The following is a 17,491-nucleotide window of genomic DNA, read 5'->3' as shown; positions in this document are numbered from 1 at the left end:
CGGTCTGGCCGAGCTGCTGGCGCGGGATGCGTGGAATACACGTGCCTACGGGTGATCACCAGAGACCGGGGGTGCGGACTTGCTGCTGGACGCCCCTATCGAGCGCGACCGCACGGGCGCAATCGTCCGCGACCTGACGAACGTGACCGATAGACAGTGTCCCACCGTCGACGTCGCAACCGGTCATGTAACGCCCAACAAGACAGGGCACAGCATCAGGGCTCTCGTCGTGAGTGGTACGCGGAGAAGCTACACTGCCCGCTATCGCAGAGCCTTTCGGTCGAAGCACGCCGCGCAAGTGGAGGACCACTCGGAGGCGGGGGGGCAACGGGTTTCAGTTCAGGCATAGCGGGAGGGAGGAACGATCCGGCGGGCAGCTAACATATGCTGTGCAAGTTGCTCGGCGAGTAGAGCATATTGCTCAGAGAGCTGCGAAGTGAACGCAACTGGCATGGTCGTTTGATCTAGGTTTTGCATTTTAAAGGGAGTGCAAACCGATTGCTCATCTTGTGGTAAGGAGATGGGGCTAGCTGTTAGGTGTTGATTTTGGCTCCGGGGGTAAGAAGGCGCCTTTCAGGCTGCCAAACGGCTCAGCAGACTATCTTACGTCAATGTCTCTCCTGACTATGAGCTAGACGTTGCGATAAGCTGCCGGGCGTCACCTCGGATTGCCGATCTCGTTGCACATTCCATGGGCGATTTCGGATGAAGAACCTCTCGTTATTGAACAAGCTTCTCGTGGCATTCGGCTGCTGCATGCTGATTGTCTCAGGCCTCAGCGGCTTGGCGCTGACGAAGCTCTCAACGATGAACGATAATGTGAGCGCTTTCGCCGACAATCGCCTCCCCAAGGCGGTCGCTCTCGGCCAGCTTGAGGCCAACTTCGCCGCGTACCGCACCGCCTTGTACCGCCATATTTCCGCTTCACCGGATCAGCTGAGCGCTGCCGATCAGGCAGTGACGCAGGCGCGCCGAAACACCATCGAGGCGAGTCGCCACCTGGCCACGCTGGTGGCCGCTCCAGAGGCCAAGGCCGCCACGGCGCGGATCGAGACGATCCTGCCGACGATCATCCACCGCGATGATGTGGCGCTCGATCTGTCGAGGCGCGGCGAAGACGCGGCTGCATCGCAGACGCTTCTGAGCATCCGCACCGATAGCGAGCGGCTTGCCAGCGAGATCGCGGGGCTGCGATCGCTTTTCCAGAAGCAGGAGAGCGGCGCAAAGAGCGCGGCTGCCGAGGACTTTGCGAGTTCCAAGCTGGGCATTGCTGTCGCCGTTGCCGTTGCGCTCGGCGTTATCCTGATGACCTTGTTCGCGATGGTCAAGCTCGTCTCCCGACCGCTGCGCGACCTGAACCTCGCGATCGGCGAGATGGCACGCGGCAAGCTCGAGGTCGCGCTGGGGCAGAGCGATCGCCGCGACGAGGTGGGCAAGCTCGCCGGCTCGGTGACGCTGCTGCGCGATCAGTTGATCGCTGCCGAGCGGGCGAAGCAGGAGCAGACCAGCCTCATCGTCGAGAGCGTCGGCACCGGCCTCTCTGCGCTTGCGGAGGGCAATCTCACGGCGCGGATCGACGCAAATCTGGAGGGGCCCTTCGCCAAGCTGAAGGGGGACTTCAACGCCGCGATGGACGCTGTCTCGGCAACGCTCTCGTCGGTGAACGCCAGTGCGGCAGGGATTGCCAACGGCGCGGGCGACATCCGCCAGGCGTCCGACGATCTGTCCCGGCGAACTGAGCAGCAGGCCGCGAGCCTCGAGGAAACCGCCGCGGCGATGCATCAGATCACGACGACTGTGCGCGAGACTGCGGGCAATGCCGTCCGCGCGAACGGGGTTGTGCAGGAGGCTCGCGCGGACGCGATGGAGTCGGCGGACGTGGTGCAGCGCGCCGTCGCGGCGATGACGGACATCGAACGTTCGTCCGGTGAGATCAGCGACATCATCGCGGTGATCGACGGGATCGCGTTCCAGACCAACCTGCTGGCGCTCAATGCCGGTGTCGAAGCTGCACGGGCCGGTGACGCGGGCAAGGGCTTCGCGGTCGTTGCCAGCGAGGTCCGCGCGCTCGCGCAGCGTTCCGCCGAGGCGGCGAAGGACGTGAAGGCCAAGATCACTGCCTCGACCGAGCAGGTCGACGTCGGCGTGGCACTGGTCGGGCAGACGGGCGACGCGCTGGGCCGGATCTCGGGACGGATTGGCGAGATCAGCACGCTGGTGTCCGATATCGCGGCGGCCGCTGAGCAGCAGGCGATCGGCTTGCAGCAAGTCAACACAGCGGTCTCGGAGATGGATGGCGTTACGCAGCAGAACGCGGCGATGGTGGAAGAGGCGACCGCGGCCGCGCGCAGCCTTGCGGAGGAGACGGAAAATATGTCTCGCCAGGTGGCACGCTTCAAACTGGCGAACGAGTCGCGCGTCAGCCGCGCCGCGTCCCCGGTTCATGTGCTGCAGGACAAGGCCGCTCAGGTGGGTGCCCGCATCGCGGCGAGTGCGCGCGCAAACCGCGCCCATGCGGCACCGGCGATGACGCAGGAAGACTGGTCCAGCTTTTGAGGTAAAAGATGCCGGAGCAACCACCTTTTCGCGGTGAAGCGCTGCGAGAAGGGCCTTAGGTCGATCAATCATCGCATTGAGCAGACGGGACTGGCGAACGAAGCCGCGTTGAGGGCGCGCGTTCTACGTCACGGTGGTATAAGAGCAGCGAGTGCCAGGACCGCCGCGTAATCGCTAAGCTAATCACAGAGCTCAGGTGATCACGTCCCCGGCCACTTACAATGATAATGAGGAGTCTTTGAGCGCACGAGCGCGATAGTTCTTGGAATAGGTCGTCCTGCGCGAGGCGGCGTGTCGCCGTGCAGGCTTAAGACGTGGCGGTAAGAAGTGAAGTGCGGCTTAGCGGGCAAGGAGAAGCTGCTCGTCCTTGCTCCACTACAGACGCCGAAGCGCGCGAAGCTCAATCCCACCGATTCGCCGGCGGAAGGGGTGCCGTGAAAAGGGGAGGGGTGGTGCCGGTTGCAGGGATCGAACCCGCGACCTTCGGTTTACAAAACCGCTGCTCTACCAGCTGAGCTAAACCGGCGCGCCGGCGGCTCTCATGCGTCAGCCGACGCCGAACGTCCAGCCCTCCGTCTGCGCCACCGCCGTCGTGAGCCCCTGCGGATGCCACAACGCCGCGTCCCCAACGCGCGCGCGCAGCCACGCAGCAGCGAGAATCGCGTCGGTGGCGTGATCGTCGAAACGCGGCAGCGGCGCGTGGGGCGCGCTGCCGAGTGCCGCGAGCGCCGCGTCGAGCGCCGCCGCATCGCGCAGCTTACTGCGGCCCCTGCGCACTCCGGCGGCGCGAGCGGCAATGGTGGTGTAGATTTCGACCACCAGCGCGCCGCGCGGAGGAACCGCGTCGAACGGCCATACCGCCACCTTGCCGTCGAGCCGATGCAGCAGCCGCATGCCCGCGAAGCTCGCCTTGGCGACCTGTGCCGCGCCGATCGCGTCATAAACAGTCGAGGGCTTGGTGGACCCGTCATGCGCGATCTCACACGCGCGCCAATGCAGGAAGTCGCGCTTCGCCCCGTCCGCGGCGCCGAGATAGAAATGCCGTCCGCGCCGCGCTTCCAAGAACGAGGCGGCGCCAAGATCAGCGTCGTCGCTCGCCGCGTCGACATAGTGCCACAGCGCGCGCGCATCGGGGGTGTCGGTCTCGCCCGGAAGGTGCGCGCCGCGGGCGAGAAACGGTGCCGAGAAGCTGAAGTCGAAGCCGACCAGCATCGCGCGGTCGCGCTGCGCCAGCAGCCATTCGAGCACTGCCTGGCGCGACCATTCGCGCCCGGGCGGCTCGACCAGCGTGGGAGCGGCGGCGCCGAGATCACAACGCGCCACCGCGATCCCGCGGTGACGATGCCCGCGCGCGCCCGACCAGTCGATCGCGACGAACTCGGTGAAGCGATCGGGCGCGGGCGCGCTCACCGCGCCGCGATCACATCCGCGGTGAAGCGCGCTACGTCAAATCTCGCACCGGTCGGATCCTCGCCGCGGCGCACGACCACCAGTCGCTCGGACGGCACCACCATCACATATTGCCCGCGATTGCCCTGCGCCGAATAGCTTCCCGCCGGCAGCCCCTGCGCCGCACCGAACAGCCAGATCGACGCGCCATAGCCCTCGTCGCGGTCGGGCTGCGGCGCGCGTGATGTCGTCATGTAGCGCATCCAGCCGGCCGGGAGCAGACGACGGCCTTGCCAGACGCCGTCCTGCAGCCAGAATTGCCCGAGCCGCGCGAGATCGCGCGCGGTAGTCCATACCGCGCTCGAGAGCAGGTAATTGCCCTGCCAATCCGATTCCACGACGGTGTGACGCATGCCAAGCGGGGTGAACAGGCGCTGCGGCAATGCCCGATAGCGCGCGTCGCCAAGCGAGGCTCGCAGCGCCCGGGTCGCGAGCAGGATGTCGTTGTTGGCGTAGCGGAAGTGGGTGCCCGGGCGCGACGACAGCGGCCAGCCGGTCGCCTGCTCGGTCACCGCGGTGCCGCCGAAGTAAAGCGCGTCGGTACGATTGCCCGCGGTGTCGCTGTGCAGCCCCGAGCTCATCCGCAAGAGCTGGTCAAGCGTGATCCGCGCGCGCGGATCGCCGGCGCGTCGCCACTCTGGCACGGTCGCGGGGCGTGCCGGGTCGATCCCGCTCAGCCCGACGAGCGTACCCGTGATGCTCTTCGCCACCGACCAGGTACGATTGGGCACGAACGGCCCGAAACCGTCGCGATAGCGCTCGGCGACGATCTGGCCGTCGCGCAGCACCACAATGCCGACGGTCTCGGTGCCGCGACCATAGCCGCCCTCCGCCGCGCGTGCGACCACGGCGGTGAGCGCGGCTCCCGGTCGCGGTGCCACGCCGGCGTCGCCAAGCGGCCAGCGCCGTGGGTCGGGCTCCGGCGCGCGAGGCAGCCCTGCGGCGGCCGGGCGCGGCGCGGCCGCGGCGCCGATCGGGGCGAGTGTGCAGCCCGCACCCGCCGCCCAGGTGGCGCGCCGCGGCGGCAGCGCGGGATCGAACGCCACGGTGACCTCACGCGCGACGCGGTCGATCCGCGCGGCAAGAGTGGACACGATCCCGTCATATTCCGGATAGATGCCGCGGAGCTCGAGCGCTTCCACCTGCCGCTCGGAACGTCCGGCGGTGAAGACGCCGTCGCACAGATAGGACGCCTTGTATCCGGCGGCGATCGCGCGGGCGTAACGCTGATGGTCATCGACGCGGACTGACTGCGGCGACTGCGCCGCGACCGGGGCGGAGACGAGGAGAGGAAAGAGAATCAGGAGTTTAGTCGGGTTCCGCATGCCGTCGTTCATCCCACCAGGCGAGCCGCTCGGCAACGCGCTTCTCGTAGCCGCGGTCGGTGGGCGCGTAGAAGCGCTGCGGCGGCAGCTCGGCGGGCCAGTAATTCGCGCCGGAGAAGCCGCCCTCGCTGTCGTGGTCATATTCATAGTTCGCGCCATAGCCGATCTGCTTCATCAGCTTGGTCGGTGCGTTGAGGATATTGGCAGGAGGCATCAGCGAGCCGGTCTCGCGCGCCACCTTCCATGCGGCTTTCTGCGCAGCATAGACCGCGTTCGATTTGGGCGCGGTGGCGAGATAGACGCAGGCCTGCGCGATCGCGAGCTCTCCTTCCGGCGAGCCGAGAAAGTCATAGGCCTCCTTGGCGGCGAGGCATTGCGCCAGCGCCTGCGGGTCGGCGAGCCCGATGTCCTCGACCGCGGCGCGAGTCAGCCGCCGCAATAGATAAAACGGCTCTTCCCCCGCGGTGAGCATCCGCGCGAGATAATAGAGTGCTGCCTGCGGATCCGAGCCGCGGATCGATTTATGCAGCGCGCTGATGAGATTGTAATGGCCTTCCCGATCCTTGTCGTAGACCGCAACGCGGCGCTGGAGGAAATTGGACAGCCCGGTCGGGTCAAGCGGCGCGGGCAGCTCGACCGAGAACAAGGTTTCGACCTGGTTGAGCAGGAAGCGGCCGTCGCCGTCGGCGCTCGCCACCAGCGCGTCGCGCGCCGACGGTTCGAGCGGAAGCGCGCGCCCGATCTCGACCTCGGCGCGCGCGATCAGCTGTTCCAGCGCAGCACGGTCGAGCCGGTCGAGGATCAGCACCTGCGCGCGGCTGAGCAGCGCGGCGTTGAGCTCGAAGGAGGGGTTCTCAGTGGTGGCGCCGACCAGCGTCACCGTGCCGTCCTCGACATAGGGCAGGAAGCCGTCCTGCTGCGCGCGATTGAAGCGGTGGATCTCGTCAACGAAGAGCAGCGTGCGTCGTCCGAGCCGGGCATGGTCGCGCGCCTCGGCGAATGCTTTCTTGAGGTCGGCCACGCCCGAGAAGACCGCCGAGATCGCGGCGAAGCGCAGCCCCACCGCCTGCGCGAGCAGTCGCGCGATCGTGGTCTTGCCCGTGCCCGGCGGCCCCCACAGGATCATCGACGAGAGTCGTCCCGCCGCGACCATGCGACCGATCGCGCCGTCGGCGCCGGTGAGATGATCCTGCCCGACCACCTCGTCCAGCGCGCGGGGGCGTAGGCGGTCGGCGAGCGGCGCGTCAGCCGCGGGTGGCGGGTCGGGGGGGGCGGCTGGGTCAAGCCCGGCGAACAGATCGGCCATCGCGGTCATGTAGGCGCGGCAACGTCGCTCGTCATCTCGATTACCGAAGATATATCGTGAGAGATCTTGACGCAGCGCTCTCACGATATATCTTGAGCGCATCGGATTGAAGGAGTCGATGATGTTTGGACAAATGTACGGTCATGATCATGATCATGGTCATGGCGGCGGTCGCGGCTTTGCGCGCGGCTGCGGCCCGCGCGGTGGTCGCGGCGGCTGGGACCGCTTCGCGGCAGAGTTCGCAACGCGGCTGGACGAGGCCGCGCGCGGGGGCGGGCGGCGGCGCATGTTCGACGGTGCCGAGCTGCGGCTGGTGCTGCTGAAGCTGATCGCGGACGCGCCGCGCCATGGATACGAGCTGATCAAGGCGATCGAGGACCTCACCGGCGGTGCCTATGCGCCGAGCCCGGGCGTGGTCTATCCGGCGCTGTCGATGCTCGCCGAGATGGAGCAGATCGAAGAGCAGGCGAGCGACGGCGCGCGTAAGCGCTTCGCCGCGACCGCCATGGGTCGCGCGCATCTGGTCGAGAACGAGGCGCAGGTCGCGTCGCTGCTCGAGCGGCTCGCCGGGCTGGGCGCCGCGCGCGCGCGCGGGGACCATGCGCCGGTGCGGCGCGCACTGCACAATCTGCGCCACGCTGTGCAGAACAGGCTCCACTTGGGCGCGGACGAGGACGCGATGTTCCAGATCGCCGCGTTGATCGACGAGCTGGCGCAGAAGATCGAGCGCGCGAAGTGAGCGTCTCGGTCGCTCGCGTGCCGACGCACTCGGCGAGCCGCTACCTTCAGCAGCTCGCCAAGCACTGGAGCCACAAGATGACGGTCCGCTACTCGGAGCAAGAGGGCGAGATCGACTTTCCCAATGGCGCGCGACTGGCGATGCGCGCCGACAGCGAGACGCTCGATGTGGCGCTCACCGTCCCCGAGGGCGAAGACGTGGCACGGATGCGCGAGGTGGTGTCGAGCCACCTCGACCGCTTCGCCTTCCGGGAGGCACCGCTGACCTTCGATTGGCATCAGGGGTGAGAAGGGAGGGGGAGGACGTTTTATCCTGAGCGTGCCTCGGCGAAAGGCGGGAGAAGGTGGGAACGCTCGCGGCTCTCACCTCCACCTTCCTCAGTTCACCCGGCCTTCGCCGGGGCACGCTCAAGCGTCAGGGGCGGCGTTTCTTGTCGGATGCAGGCCGCCTCCGACCGTTTCACCGCCTCGTGAGCAGCTCGCGATAGACGTCGAGCACCGCCTCGTTCGCGGTGTCCCAGCGGAAGCTCTTTGCACGCTCGTGCGCCGCGGCACCCATCGCGAAGCGCGCGGCGGGATCAGCCGCCAGCCCCGTGATCGCCGCGGCATAGCCGTCGATGTCCTGCGGCGTGACCAGCCGGCCGGTGACACCGTCCTCGAGCAGGTCGATCGCGCCGGTCGCGCGCGCCGCGACCACGGGTACCCCGGCGGCCATGGCCTCGGACGTCACCTGTCCCCAGGTCTCGGTGACGCTCGGGTTGAACAGCAGGTCCATCGAGGCGACCGCGCGGCCGAGGTCGTCGCCGCTCTGGAAACCGGCGAACGCCGCCTGCGGGACGCGCGCGGCGAACCAGTCGCGTGCCGGCCCCTTGCCGACGATCAGGACGCGATGTCGCACCCCGAGCGCATCGAGCCGCGCGAGCACTTCCGCGAACACCCCCAGCCCCTTCTCGAGCACGAGGCGGCCGAGGAAGCCGATCGCCAGTTCCTCGTCGTCAATTCCGAGCGAGCGCCGCCATGCCAGATCGCGTGCGGACGGGTGGAAGCGGCGATGGTTGACGCCGCGACCCCATAGCGCGACCGGCGTGGTGACGCCGAGCCCGCGGATCACCTCCGCCATCGACGGCGTCGGCACCAGCACGCGATCGGAGCGATCGTAGAAGCGCCGCAGGATCCATTTGATCGCCGGCTGCACGACGGCGAGGCCGTAATATTCGAAGTACGTCTCGAACCGGGTGTGCACCGCGGATACGACCGGGATGCCGTGCTGCCGTGCCCAAGTCACCGCGGCATGGCCGAGGAACTCGGGCGATGAGACATGGACGATATTGGGCGCGAACGCCTCCAGGTCGCGGCGCGGGCGCGACGGCAGTCCGCGGCCGAGCTTATATTCGCCGCGGCCGCCCGGCATCGGGATCGCGGGCACGTCCACTACCGTACCGCGTGCCTCGAACGCGGGGGTGGGTGTCGTCGGCGAGTAGACGCGCACCGCCACGCCGCGGTCGAGCAGATGGCCGACCAGCAGGTTCTGCGCCTGGTTGGCGCCGTCGCGGACGTAATTGTAGTTGCCGCTGAAGAAGGCGACCCGGGGCGTGGCGGCGGGATGGGCGGGAGACGAACTCATCGTGCGCCCGCTAGTCCCAATCTGCGGCAAAATCGCGGCTCATCGGCATAACGGGTCAGGCCGGCTCGATCTCGTCGCTGCGCCGCAGCCGGCGTATGCGCGGCTCGCGGTCGAGCATGGCGACGCGGCGGATCGTCTGGCGCAGCTCGTCGCGCTTGTCGTGGATCGAGGCGATCACCGGCCCCATCGCGACACCGAGATCGACGAGCACCGCCTCCGAGAGCTGCAGCGAACTCTCCAGCGTCTCGGGCACCGCATCGGTGACGCCAGCCTTGTACAGCTCGGCGGCGTGGACGGTGTCACGCGCGCGGGCGATGATCGGCAGGTCCGGGAAGGACTCGCGCAGCCGCCGGGCCAGCCGCACGGTCAGCACCGGATCGTCCATCGTCAGGATCAGCGCGCGCGCCCGGGCGAGGTCGAGCCGCTCGATCAACTCGGCGCGCGACACGTCGCCGAACACCACGGGATAGCCGGCGGCGCGCGCCGCGGCGACCGCGTCAATGTCGGCCTCGACGGCGACATAAGGCTGCTGGTGGCGCGCGAGCATGTCCGCGACGAGCTGGCCGACGCGGCCGAAGCCGAACACCACGGCGCGCATGCCCTGTTCGGCGGAGACCGCGTCAGGCAGCGGATCGCGACCCTCGATCCGGCGCGATACGGTACGGCCGAGCTTGGCAAGCAGCGGGGTGAGCGTCAGCCCGATCGCGGTCACCGTCTGCCAGAAGGCCGCCGTGGAGGGGAGGATCAGCTGCGCCTGCGCCGCGGTGGCGAGCACGATCAGCGTCGTCTCGGACGGGCTGCCCATCAGCAGGCCGGTCTCCGCCGCGATGCCGCGGCGTGCGTTGGCGACGCGCAGCAGCAGATAAGTCACCACTGCTTTGGCGGTCACCACGCCAACCACCGCGGCGAGCAGCGACCCCCAATTGGCCAGAATCAGCTTGAGATCGAGGCTCATCCCGACGGTGATCAGGAACACGCCGAGCGCGAGACCCTTGAACGGCGCGGTGATCACCTCGACCTCGCTGTGATATTCGGTCTCGGCGATCAGCAGCCCGGCGAGCAGCGCGCCGACGATCGGCGACAGTCCGGCCGCGGTGGTGGCGACGCTGGCGACGATCACCACCAGCAGCGACGCCGCCAGGAACAGCTCCGGGCTCTTGGTCCGCGCCGCCTGCGCGAACAACCGCGGCAGCACCAGCCGTCCGCCGACGTACATCGCTACGACGGTGAGCGCGCCGCGCAGCGCGACCCCGGCGATGCCGGCCCAGCCAGCGTCTCCTACGGTCGGCGCCATCGCGCCCAGTGCGAAGATGATCGGCACCAAAGCGAGATCCTGGAACAGCAGGATCGCGAAGGCGCCGCGGCCGACCGGGCTCGACGTACCCACCAGCGGGAGCACCAGCGCTGTGCTCGACAGCGCGAGCGCCAGACCGAGCCCGGCCGAGCCGCTCCAGCCCTGACCGAGATAATGGAGCGTGACGCCCACCAGGGCGGCGGATCCGAGCAGCTGCATCGGTCCGGTGCCGAACACCAGCTGACGCATCGCCCACAATCGGCGGAACGACAGTTCGAGCCCGATCGAGAAGAGCAGCAGCACGATGCCGAACTCGGCGAACGGCTCGATCGCTTCGGGATCGGAGATGGTGAGATAATAGAGCCAGGGCGCACGCGGCACGAGCGCGCCGAGCCCGGCGGGCCCGACGAGCACGCCGACGAGGATGAACCCGATCACCGGGCTGATGCGGAAGCGCGCGAACGCCGGGATGACGAGCCCAGCCGCGCCGAGGATCACGAGCGCGTCGCTGAAGCCCTCATTCTGAAGTCCGATTGCCATGGTGAGATTGTAAGCGGGATCGATCGCGCTTGTCGCGCCGGGTCGGGAGAAAAAAAGGGATCGGCGACACTTCGTTAAGTTGCGCCGCGGCAGGCTGGAGGGGCTTTATCAGGGAGATACCTCATGTTGCCGCTCCTGCTGCTCACGCAGGCCATCACCTACGCGCCGCCTGCGCCGCCCGTCTATGTCGCGCAGGACGTCACGTCGGGCGAGCGGACTCGCCTGGCCGTCTTGGTCAAGGCGCCCGGCGCGATCTTGTAGGACGGCACGCTCTGGGTTGCGACGCGCGGTGCCAGCAGCTTCCGCCAGACCGTGCAGGAGCCACAGCCGGAGGGCTGCCCGCGTACGCCGAGCTTCGGCTATGGCGCGCAGAATGAGGTGAGCGTTCAGCTCTCCTCCGAGCGTGGCGGCCAGGCCGCGATGCTGGCGGTGACGGTGCGCTGGGCGCGCCCGGTGGAGGAAGGTTGCGGCGGTACGCGCACCGTCGAGCTACGCGAGGCGGTGCCGATGCCGGGCAGCACGCCGGTGGTGCTGCGTGGGGACGGCGGGCTGGTAGTGGAACTGCGCCGCCGCTGAGGCCGCGTCGCTCGCGCGATCGACATTGAGGAAGGGGCGGCCGCCGCGGCGACCGCCCCGGCTGCTCAGGCCCAGCTCGCCATCTTCTTTTCGAGGTTGACCCGAACCGCCTCGAAGAACTGCTCGGTCGTCATCCACTTCTGGTCGGGGCCGATCAGGATGGCGAGGTCCTTGGTCATGTCGCCGCTCTCGACCGTCTCGACGCAGACCTGCTCGAGCGTCTCGGCGAAGCGCGTGACGTCGGGCGTGCCGTCGAACTTGCCGCGATACTTGAGCCCGCCGGTCCAGGCGAAGATCGAGGCGATCGGGTTGGTCGAGGTCGCCTTGCCCTGCTGGTGCTGGCGATAGTGGCGGGTGACGGTGCCGTGCGCCGCCTCGGCCTCGATCGTCTTGCCGTCGGGGGTCATCAGCACCGAGGTCATCAGCCCGAGCGAGCCGAAGCCCTGCGCGACCTGGTCGGACTGGACGTCGCCGTCATAGTTCTTGCAGGCCCAGACGAACTCGCCGTTCCACTTAAGCGCCGAGGCGACCATGTCGTCGATCAGGCGGTGCTCGTAGACGATGCCCGCGGCCTTGAACTGGTCGACGAACTCGCTCTCATACACCTCGGCGAAGATGTCCTTGAAGCGGCCGTCATAGGCCTTGAGGATGGTGTTCTTGGTTGAGAGATATACCGGCCAGTTACGGCCGAGGCCGTAGTTGAGCGAGGCGCGCGCGAAGTCGCGGATCGACTCGTCGAGGTTGTACATGCCCATCGCAACGCCCGCCGAGGGGAAGTCGAACACCTCGTGCTCGATCCTTTCGCCGTTCTCGCCTTCCCACTTCATCGTCAGCTTGCCCTTGCCGGGCACCTTGAAGTCGGTCGCCTTGTACTGATCGCCGAAGGCGTGGCGGCCGACCACGATCGGGTGGGTCCAGCCCGGGATCAGGCGCGGCACGTTCTTCATCACGATCGGCTCGCGGAAGACCACGCCGCCGAGGATGTTGCGGATCGTGCCGTTGGGGGAACGCCACATCTTCTTGAGGCCGAACTCCTCGACGCGCGCCTCGTCGGGCGTGATCGTGGCGCACTTCACGCCGACGCCGTACTTCTGGATCGCCTTGGCGCTCTCCACCGTGACGGCGTCGTCGGTGGCGTCGCGGTGCTCGATGCCAAGGTCGTAATAATCGAGGTCGATGTCGAGATACGGCTTGATCAGGCGCTCGCGGATCCACTCCCAGATGATGCGCGTCATCTCGTCGCCATCGATCTCCACGACGGGCGTCTTCACCTTGATCTTGGCCATGCCGGTGTCCTTGCTGAGAAGCGTTGCCGCGGTCGATAGGGGCAAGGGCGCGGAGGATCAACCGGGAGGCGGGGCGCGCAGCTTCCTTCTCTCGCGCCGTCATCCTGAGCTCGTCTCAGGATCCACCGTGCCGCACACTCAGCGGCGGCGATGCCTGTGAGACCGCGGATCCTGAAGCGAGTTCAGGATGACGCTGGGGGGATGATCTCGCTCGAACCGGAAGGCAGAAGGTGCTGGCCTCGGTGTCGTGGGACCCTTTCGCCCCCACCACCGTTCGAGGCGACGATGCGAACAATCCGTTTTCCCGCCGTGCTTGCGCTGTTGCTGCCCGCCCCGGCGCTCGCCGACACGCTCCCGTTGACGCACGGCTATTATGTCGAGGCCGGCACACCCTGTCGGGGCGCTCCCAACGTCGCGCTGCGCGACTATCAGGGGGACGGGATCGGCTCCAGCAAGGCCGGCCAGTGTCACGCGCGCATCCTCGCCCGCATCGGCCAGCGTTACACGCTGCGGCAGAGCTGCCTGCAATATGGCGGGCCGCGCCAGTATCGTGCCGCCGAGCGATTGAAGATCCGCATCGACAGCCACACCAGCTACACCGATCTGCGCGCCGGCGCGCATTATCGCTGGTGCCGGACGACCGACCTGTGACGGCGACGCCGACCCGCAAGCGCGTTGTCACCGCGCGCGCCGGTCGATAGGACGAAGCGATGACTTCGCTCGACAAGCCGCCGGTCGTCACCACGACCGTGAAGTGGCGCTTCCCCGCCGTCCACCCCGAGGGGCAGAAATTCACCGCAATAGCGTTCGGCATCACATTGCTGATGACGATCGTGTCCAAGGTGTTCTTCTGGCCGTTCCTGGGCCTCACCCTGTGGGTCGCGGCCTTTTTTCGCGATCCCGTGCGCACCACGCCGATGGGCGACGACCTGATCGTCTCGCCTGCGGACGGGCTGATCACGATGATCGAGCGCGTGCCCGTGCCGCGCGAGCTGATCGGCGATCTCGGCGAGATGCCGATGGTGCGCGTGTCGGTGTTCATGTCGGTGTTCGACGTTCATATCAACCGCTCGCCGATCGCGGGTACGATCCGCCAGGTGGTCTATATCTCGGGCAAGTTCCTCAACGCCGACCTCGACAAGGCGTCGGAGGAGAATGAGCGCCAGCATTTCGTCGTCGAGGGCTTTGACGGTCGCCGCGTCGGCTTCACCCAGATCGCAGGGCTCGTCGCGCGCCGCATCGTCGGCTTCGCCAAGATCGGCGACATTGTCGCCGCGGGGCAGCGCGTCGGGCTGATCCGGTTCGGCAGCCGCGTCGACGTCTACCTGCCCGAGGGTTACGCGCCGCAGGTGGCGCTGGGTCAGCGCGCGATCGCGGGCGAGACGGTGCTGGCGCGCTTCGGCGCCGAGCGCGTCAGCGGCGTCGCGCAGTAACGATGCGCCGTCCCGCACGCCGCCCGCTGCGTCGCCCGCCCGGCGGACTCCCGCTGCGGGCGGTCGCGCCCAATGCGGTCACCGCGCTGGCGCTTTGCTCCGGCCTGTCGGGGATTCGTTTTGCAATCTCGGGTCATTGGGAGCTGGCGGTGGCGATGGTGCTGCTCGCCGGCGTGCTCGACGGGCTCGACGGGCGTGTCGCGCGCATGCTCCACGGCGAGAGCCGCTTCGGCGCCGAGCTTGATTCGCTCTCGGATGCGATCTCGTTCGGCGTGTCGCCGGCGCTGATCCTGTATCTCTGGTCGCTCCATGCGCTGCCGCGCTTCGGCTGGATGGCGGCGCTGGTGCTGGCGGTGTTCTGCGCGCTGCGGCTGGCGCGCTTCAATGCCAATATCGACGCTGACGACCAGCCGCACAAGTCGGCCGGCTTCCTCACCGGCGTGCCCGCGCCGGCCGGCGCGGGGCTGGCAATGCTGCCCATGTTCCTGTGGTTCGTCACCGACGTGCCGCTGTGGCGCGACCCGCGGCTGGTCGCACCCTGGACGGTCGCCATCGCGCTGTTGATGGTGTCGAGCCTCGCGACCTTCTCCTGGTCGTCGCTGCGGCTCCGTCCCAACATCCGTTTCGAGGCCATTGCCGTGGTGGTAGCGGTAGGCGCCGCAGCGGTGAGCGCGCCATGGCAGACCGCGGCCGCGGCAGGGATCGCCTATATCGCCGCGATGCCGTTCAGCGTGGCCAGCTACGCGCGGGTCAAGCGGCTCCGCGCTGGCGCGGCGCCATTGCCGGCGACGCCGAGCCCGCCCAGCGCCTGACTGCGATCCGACGCTCCGCCCGCACCAGCGTCGCAAGCGGCGCAGGCCGTACCGCCAACGTCGGAGCAAACTCGCCGCGCAGCGCTTCGGCGATCTTGTCGAGATTGGGAGCAAGCGTCGCGTGCAGCGCGTAGCCGACCGTTGAGAGCGCGCCGCCGAAGATCGCGAAGGTCATCATCGTCATCATTGTTCGACTCCCGTTCCGCGCGCGTCGGCCATTAGAACCTCTGCGACTTTAGAGGGTTCCGAAATCAATCCCAGACCGGTACTGGTCCGTACCGGACCCGAAATGATCCCGCCGCGCTTTCTGTTCCCGCTGTGTTCTAACGCCTTGTTCCAGCTATGTTCGCTCCTGTCAAGCGCTTACCCGAAGGTTGCACGAGATGTTGCATTCGGCTAAGGCGCCCGCCTCAACCCCGCATGGGAAGCATCATCTACCGGTGCGCTGGCCTTCGAGGCCGCGTCACTCGCTTCCCAGAGGCTTAACCGGAAGGAATATGATTATGGCGGCACCTGTCGTCACGATGCAGCAGCTCATTGAGACCGGCGCTCACTTCGGCCACCAGACGCACCGCTGGAACCCGAAGATGAAGCCCTACATCTTCGGCGAGCGCAACGGCGTCCACATCATCGACCTGTCGCAGACCGTGCCGCTGTTCGCACGCGCGCTCGACTTCGTCAGCTCGTCGGTGGCGTCGGGCGGCAAGGTGCTGTTCGTCGGTACCAAGCGTCAGGCGCAGGAGCCGGTCGCCGAGGCCGCCCGTCGCGCCGGCCAGCATTTCGTCAACCACCGCTGGCTCGGCGGCATGCTGACCAACTGGAAGACGATCAGCAACTCGATCAAGCGGCTCAAGGCGCTTGAGGAGCAGCTGTCGGGCAACACCGCCGGCCTTACCAAGAAGGAAGTGCTGCAGCTCACCCGCGAGCGCGACAAGCTTGAGCTTTCGCTGGGCGGCATCCGCGACATGGGCGGCATCCCGGACGTCATGTTCGTGATCGACGCCAACAAGGAGGAGCTCGCGATCAAGGAGGCCAACACGCTCGGCATCCCGGTCGTCGCGATCCTCGACTCGAACGTGTCGCCGGACGGCATCGCCTTCCCGGTGCCCGCCAACGACGATGCGGCGCGCGCCATCCGCCTGTACTGCGAGGCGATCGCCATTGCGGCGACGCGCGGCAACCAGCAGCAGCAGGCCGGCCGTGGCGTCGACCTGGGCGCGATGAGCGAGCCGCCCGCCGAGCAGGCGCTCACGGTCGAGACGCCCGCGGCCGAGCCCGCCGCCGCCTGACCCGCGCGTCCGCGCAGGGTGGGCCCGGCACGTGGGCACGCACCGTGCGGACGCACGATTGTCACGGAGGCTGCCTAAGTCGCGGCCTCCCTCGATCCCCCTCGGCGCGCGGCGATTCACCGATCGTCGCGCGTCGATGCAAAAACCAGCTGAGGACAAGAAGATGGCCGACATCACGGCAGCGATGGTCAAGGACCTGCGCGAGAAGAGCGGCGCGGGCATGATGGACTGCAAGAAGGCGCTCAACGAGACCTCGGGCGACATGGACGCCGCGCTGGACTGGCTGCGCACCAAGGGCCTCGCGGCTGCGCAGAAGAAGTCGAGCCGCACCGCGGCCGAGGGCCTGGTCGGCGTCGCGGTGAGCGGCACCAAGGGCGCCGCGGTCGAGGTCAACTCGGAGACCGACTTCGTCGCCAAGAACGAGCAGTTCCAGAACTTCGTCCGCGAGGTCACCCAGATCGCGCTCGCCAGCGGCGGCGACGTCGAGGCGATCAAGGCGGCGCAGATGCCGTCGGGCACCACCGTCGCCGAGGCGCTGACCAACAATATCGCGACGATCGGCGAGAACCAGTCGATCCGCCGCGCGCGCTCGCTGTCGGTGAGCCAGGGTGCGGTCGTGGCCTATGTTCACAATCAGCAGGCGCCGGGCCTCGGCAAGATCGGCGTGCTCGTCGCGCTGGAGAGCGCAGCGTCGGACGAGGTGCTGCAGGGTCTCGGCAAGCAGCTGGCGATGCACATCGCCGCGGCGTTCCCGAAGGCGCTCAACGAGGAGGACCTGGACGAGGCCGAGATCGAGCGCGAGCGCGCGATCGCGGCAGAGAAGGCGGGTGAGTCGGGCAAGCCGGCTGACATCATCGCCAAGATGGTCGAGGGCTCCATTGCCAAGTACCGTAAGGAGCACGCTTTGGTCAGCCAGCTGTTCGTGATGGACGGCAAGACCAAGATCAGCGACGTCGTCGCCAAGGCGGGCAAGGACGCCGGCGCCGAGATCAAGCTGGTGGATTATGTCCGCTTCCAGCTCGGCGAGGGCATCGAGAAGGAAGTGTCCGACTTCGCCGCCGAGGTTGCCGCTGCCTCGGGCGTGCCGCAGGGCGTCTGACGCCTGAACCGTCCGTTTCGGACAATGCGCCGCCGCCCCGGCCGACGTGCCGGGGCGGCGGTTCGCGTTTGGGGGTAAAATCCTTTCCGGCACGGGGAGGGGGGCGCCAGCCGCAGGCCGGTGGCGGAGGGGGCTCTCGACGCAGCGCAGCGGTGGCGTAGAGT

The 17,491-nt window shown here is 67.8% G+C and carries 17 protein-coding genes and 1 tRNA gene; 10 read left to right on the top strand and 8 right to left on the bottom strand.

Annotated elements, in window-relative coordinates; all coding sequences use genetic code 11:
• Nucleotides 1-705: 705 nt before the first annotated feature.
• Nucleotides 706-2,556: a methyl-accepting chemotaxis protein gene (locus tag ACMGDM_RS13760; protein WP_436804673.1), complete on the top strand. Its 1,851-nt coding sequence runs from the start codon at nucleotides 706-708 to the stop codon at nucleotides 2,554-2,556.
• Nucleotides 2,557-3,006: 450 nt separating this feature from the next.
• On the opposite strand, the gene ACMGDM_RS13755 is transcribed toward ACMGDM_RS13760, so the two are convergent.
• The 4 genes from ACMGDM_RS13755 to ACMGDM_RS13740 form a co-directional block, all read right to left on the bottom strand.
• Nucleotides 3,007-3,082, bottom strand: a tRNA-Thr gene (locus ACMGDM_RS13755).
• Nucleotides 3,083-3,102: 20 nt separating this feature from the next.
• A complete protein-coding gene (locus ACMGDM_RS13750) occupies nucleotides 3,103-3,966 on the bottom strand; it encodes a hypothetical protein (protein ID WP_436804672.1) in 864 nt (287 codons plus the stop codon).
• The gene (locus ACMGDM_RS13745) at nucleotides 3,963-5,330 is read right to left on the bottom strand and encodes a serine hydrolase domain-containing protein (RefSeq protein ID WP_436804671.1); all 1,368 of its coding nucleotides are present in this window, start codon (nucleotides 5,328-5,330) and stop codon (nucleotides 3,963-3,965) included. Before ACMGDM_RS13745 ends, ACMGDM_RS13750 begins: the two co-directional genes overlap by 4 nt.
• Entirely contained in the window at nucleotides 5,314-6,636 is a 1,323-nt protein-coding gene (locus tag ACMGDM_RS13740; protein ID WP_436804670.1) for a replication-associated recombination protein A, read from the bottom strand. The genes ACMGDM_RS13745 and ACMGDM_RS13740 overlap by 17 nt, the downstream gene beginning before the upstream one ends.
• A gap of 121 nt (nucleotides 6,637-6,757) precedes the next feature.
• Between ACMGDM_RS13740 and ACMGDM_RS13735 the strand changes: the two genes are divergently transcribed.
• Together ACMGDM_RS13735 and ACMGDM_RS13730 are read left to right on the top strand one after the other, a co-directional pair.
• The gene (locus ACMGDM_RS13735) at nucleotides 6,758-7,375 is read left to right on the top strand and encodes a PadR family transcriptional regulator (protein WP_436804669.1); all 618 of its coding nucleotides are present in this window, start codon (nucleotides 6,758-6,760) and stop codon (nucleotides 7,373-7,375) included.
• Nucleotides 7,372-7,662 (top strand): DUF2218 domain-containing protein, encoded by a 291-nt coding sequence (locus tag ACMGDM_RS13730; RefSeq protein WP_436804668.1) that lies wholly within the window; start codon nucleotides 7,372-7,374, stop codon nucleotides 7,660-7,662. Before ACMGDM_RS13735 ends, ACMGDM_RS13730 begins: the two co-directional genes overlap by 4 nt.
• A gap of 172 nt (nucleotides 7,663-7,834) precedes the next feature.
• On the opposite strand, the gene ACMGDM_RS13725 is transcribed toward ACMGDM_RS13730, so the two are convergent.
• Complete coding sequence (locus ACMGDM_RS13725) at nucleotides 7,835-8,998, bottom strand: glycosyltransferase family 4 protein (protein ID WP_436804667.1); 1,164 nt, start codon at nucleotides 8,996-8,998, stop codon at nucleotides 7,835-7,837.
• A gap of 55 nt (nucleotides 8,999-9,053) precedes the next feature.
• A complete protein-coding gene (locus ACMGDM_RS13720) occupies nucleotides 9,054-10,832 on the bottom strand; it encodes a cation:proton antiporter domain-containing protein (protein WP_436804666.1) in 1,779 nt (592 codons plus the stop codon).
• A 123-nt stretch (nucleotides 10,833-10,955) separates the two neighbouring features.
• On the opposite strand from ACMGDM_RS13720, the gene ACMGDM_RS13715 reads away from it, so the two are divergent.
• The gene (locus ACMGDM_RS13715; RefSeq protein WP_436804665.1) at nucleotides 10,956-11,093 is read left to right on the top strand and encodes a hypothetical protein; all 138 of its coding nucleotides are present in this window, start codon (nucleotides 10,956-10,958) and stop codon (nucleotides 11,091-11,093) included.
• 51 nt (nucleotides 11,094-11,144) lie between these two features.
• On the top strand, nucleotides 11,145-11,408 hold the full coding sequence (locus ACMGDM_RS13710; protein WP_436804664.1) for a hypothetical protein: 264 nt from the start codon (nucleotides 11,145-11,147) through the stop codon (nucleotides 11,406-11,408).
• A 65-nt stretch (nucleotides 11,409-11,473) separates the two neighbouring features.
• Here ACMGDM_RS13710 and ACMGDM_RS13705 read toward each other — a convergent pair whose 3' ends face one another.
• The gene (locus ACMGDM_RS13705; protein WP_436804663.1) at nucleotides 11,474-12,694 is read right to left on the bottom strand and encodes an NADP-dependent isocitrate dehydrogenase; all 1,221 of its coding nucleotides are present in this window, start codon (nucleotides 12,692-12,694) and stop codon (nucleotides 11,474-11,476) included.
• Nucleotides 12,695-12,979: 285 nt separating this feature from the next.
• Between ACMGDM_RS13705 and ACMGDM_RS13700 the strand changes: the two genes are divergently transcribed.
• From ACMGDM_RS13700 to ACMGDM_RS13690, 3 genes are read left to right on the top strand one after another with little or no spacing between them, the layout of a single operon-like run.
• Nucleotides 12,980-13,345: a hypothetical protein gene (locus ACMGDM_RS13700; protein ID WP_436804662.1), complete on the top strand. Its 366-nt coding sequence runs from the start codon at nucleotides 12,980-12,982 to the stop codon at nucleotides 13,343-13,345.
• 59 nt (nucleotides 13,346-13,404) lie between these two features.
• Entirely contained in the window at nucleotides 13,405-14,127 is a 723-nt protein-coding gene (locus tag ACMGDM_RS13695; protein WP_183920016.1) for a phosphatidylserine decarboxylase, read from the top strand.
• Between the two features lie 2 nt (nucleotides 14,128-14,129).
• Complete coding sequence (locus tag ACMGDM_RS13690; protein ID WP_436804661.1) at nucleotides 14,130-14,939, top strand: CDP-alcohol phosphatidyltransferase family protein; 810 nt, start codon at nucleotides 14,130-14,132, stop codon at nucleotides 14,937-14,939.
• On the opposite strand, the gene ACMGDM_RS13685 is transcribed toward ACMGDM_RS13690, so the two are convergent.
• Nucleotides 14,878-15,126 carry a hypothetical protein gene (locus tag ACMGDM_RS13685; RefSeq protein WP_436804660.1) on the bottom strand — a complete coding sequence of 83 codons (249 nt, stop codon included), beginning with the start codon at nucleotides 15,124-15,126 and terminating at the stop codon, nucleotides 14,878-14,880. The two genes, ACMGDM_RS13690 and ACMGDM_RS13685, sit on opposite strands and share 62 nt — an antisense overlap.
• A gap of 316 nt (nucleotides 15,127-15,442) precedes the next feature.
• On the opposite strand from ACMGDM_RS13685, the gene rpsB reads away from it, so the two are divergent.
• Together rpsB and tsf are read left to right on the top strand one after the other, a co-directional pair.
• Nucleotides 15,443-16,228: a 30S ribosomal protein S2 gene (gene rpsB / locus ACMGDM_RS13680; protein ID WP_436804659.1), complete on the top strand. Its 786-nt coding sequence runs from the start codon at nucleotides 15,443-15,445 to the stop codon at nucleotides 16,226-16,228.
• 163 nt (nucleotides 16,229-16,391) lie between these two features.
• Nucleotides 16,392-17,327 carry a translation elongation factor Ts gene (tsf, locus tag ACMGDM_RS13675; protein ID WP_436804658.1) on the top strand — a complete coding sequence of 312 codons (936 nt, stop codon included), beginning with the start codon at nucleotides 16,392-16,394 and terminating at the stop codon, nucleotides 17,325-17,327.
• Nucleotides 17,328-17,491 lie beyond the last annotated feature (164 nt).

The sequence above is a fragment of the Sphingomonas larreae genome, from assembly GCF_051400595.1.
Lineage (GTDB): Bacteria > Pseudomonadota > Alphaproteobacteria > Sphingomonadales > Sphingomonadaceae > Sphingomonas.
Note: the sequence above shows the minus strand (reverse complement) of the source record. Positions and strands in the feature narration are given on the sequence as shown.

Coding starts and splice junctions, on each gene's coding strand:
- ACMGDM_RS13760 (WP_436804673.1), top strand. CDS start 706: ATGAAGAACCTCTCGTTATTGAACAAGCTTCTCGTGGCATTCGGCTGC.
- ACMGDM_RS13745 (WP_436804671.1), bottom strand. CDS start 5,330: ATGCGGAACCCGACTAAACTCCTGATTCTCTTTCCTCTCCTCGTCTCC.
- ACMGDM_RS13740 (WP_436804670.1), bottom strand. CDS start 6,636: ATGGCCGATCTGTTCGCCGGGCTTGACCCAGCCGCCCCCCCCGACCCG.
- ACMGDM_RS13735 (WP_436804669.1), top strand. CDS start 6,758: ATGTTTGGACAAATGTACGGTCATGATCATGATCATGGTCATGGCGGC.
- ACMGDM_RS13725 (WP_436804667.1), bottom strand. CDS start 8,998: ATGAGTTCGTCTCCCGCCCATCCCGCCGCCACGCCCCGGGTCGCCTTC.
- ACMGDM_RS13720 (WP_436804666.1), bottom strand. CDS start 10,832: ATGGCAATCGGACTTCAGAATGAGGGCTTCAGCGACGCGCTCGTGATC.
- ACMGDM_RS13715 (WP_436804665.1), top strand. CDS start 10,956: ATGTTGCCGCTCCTGCTGCTCACGCAGGCCATCACCTACGCGCCGCCT.
- ACMGDM_RS13705 (WP_436804663.1), bottom strand. CDS start 12,694: ATGGCCAAGATCAAGGTGAAGACGCCCGTCGTGGAGATCGATGGCGAC.
- ACMGDM_RS13700 (WP_436804662.1), top strand. CDS start 12,980: ATGCGAACAATCCGTTTTCCCGCCGTGCTTGCGCTGTTGCTGCCCGCC.
- ACMGDM_RS13695 (WP_183920016.1), top strand. CDS start 13,405: ATGACTTCGCTCGACAAGCCGCCGGTCGTCACCACGACCGTGAAGTGG.
- ACMGDM_RS13690 (WP_436804661.1), top strand. CDS start 14,130: ATGCGCCGTCCCGCACGCCGCCCGCTGCGTCGCCCGCCCGGCGGACTC.
- ACMGDM_RS13685 (WP_436804660.1), bottom strand. CDS start 15,126: ATGATGACGATGATGACCTTCGCGATCTTCGGCGGCGCGCTCTCAACG.
- rpsB (WP_436804659.1), top strand. CDS start 15,443: ATGGCGGCACCTGTCGTCACGATGCAGCAGCTCATTGAGACCGGCGCT.
- tsf (WP_436804658.1), top strand. CDS start 16,392: ATGGCCGACATCACGGCAGCGATGGTCAAGGACCTGCGCGAGAAGAGC.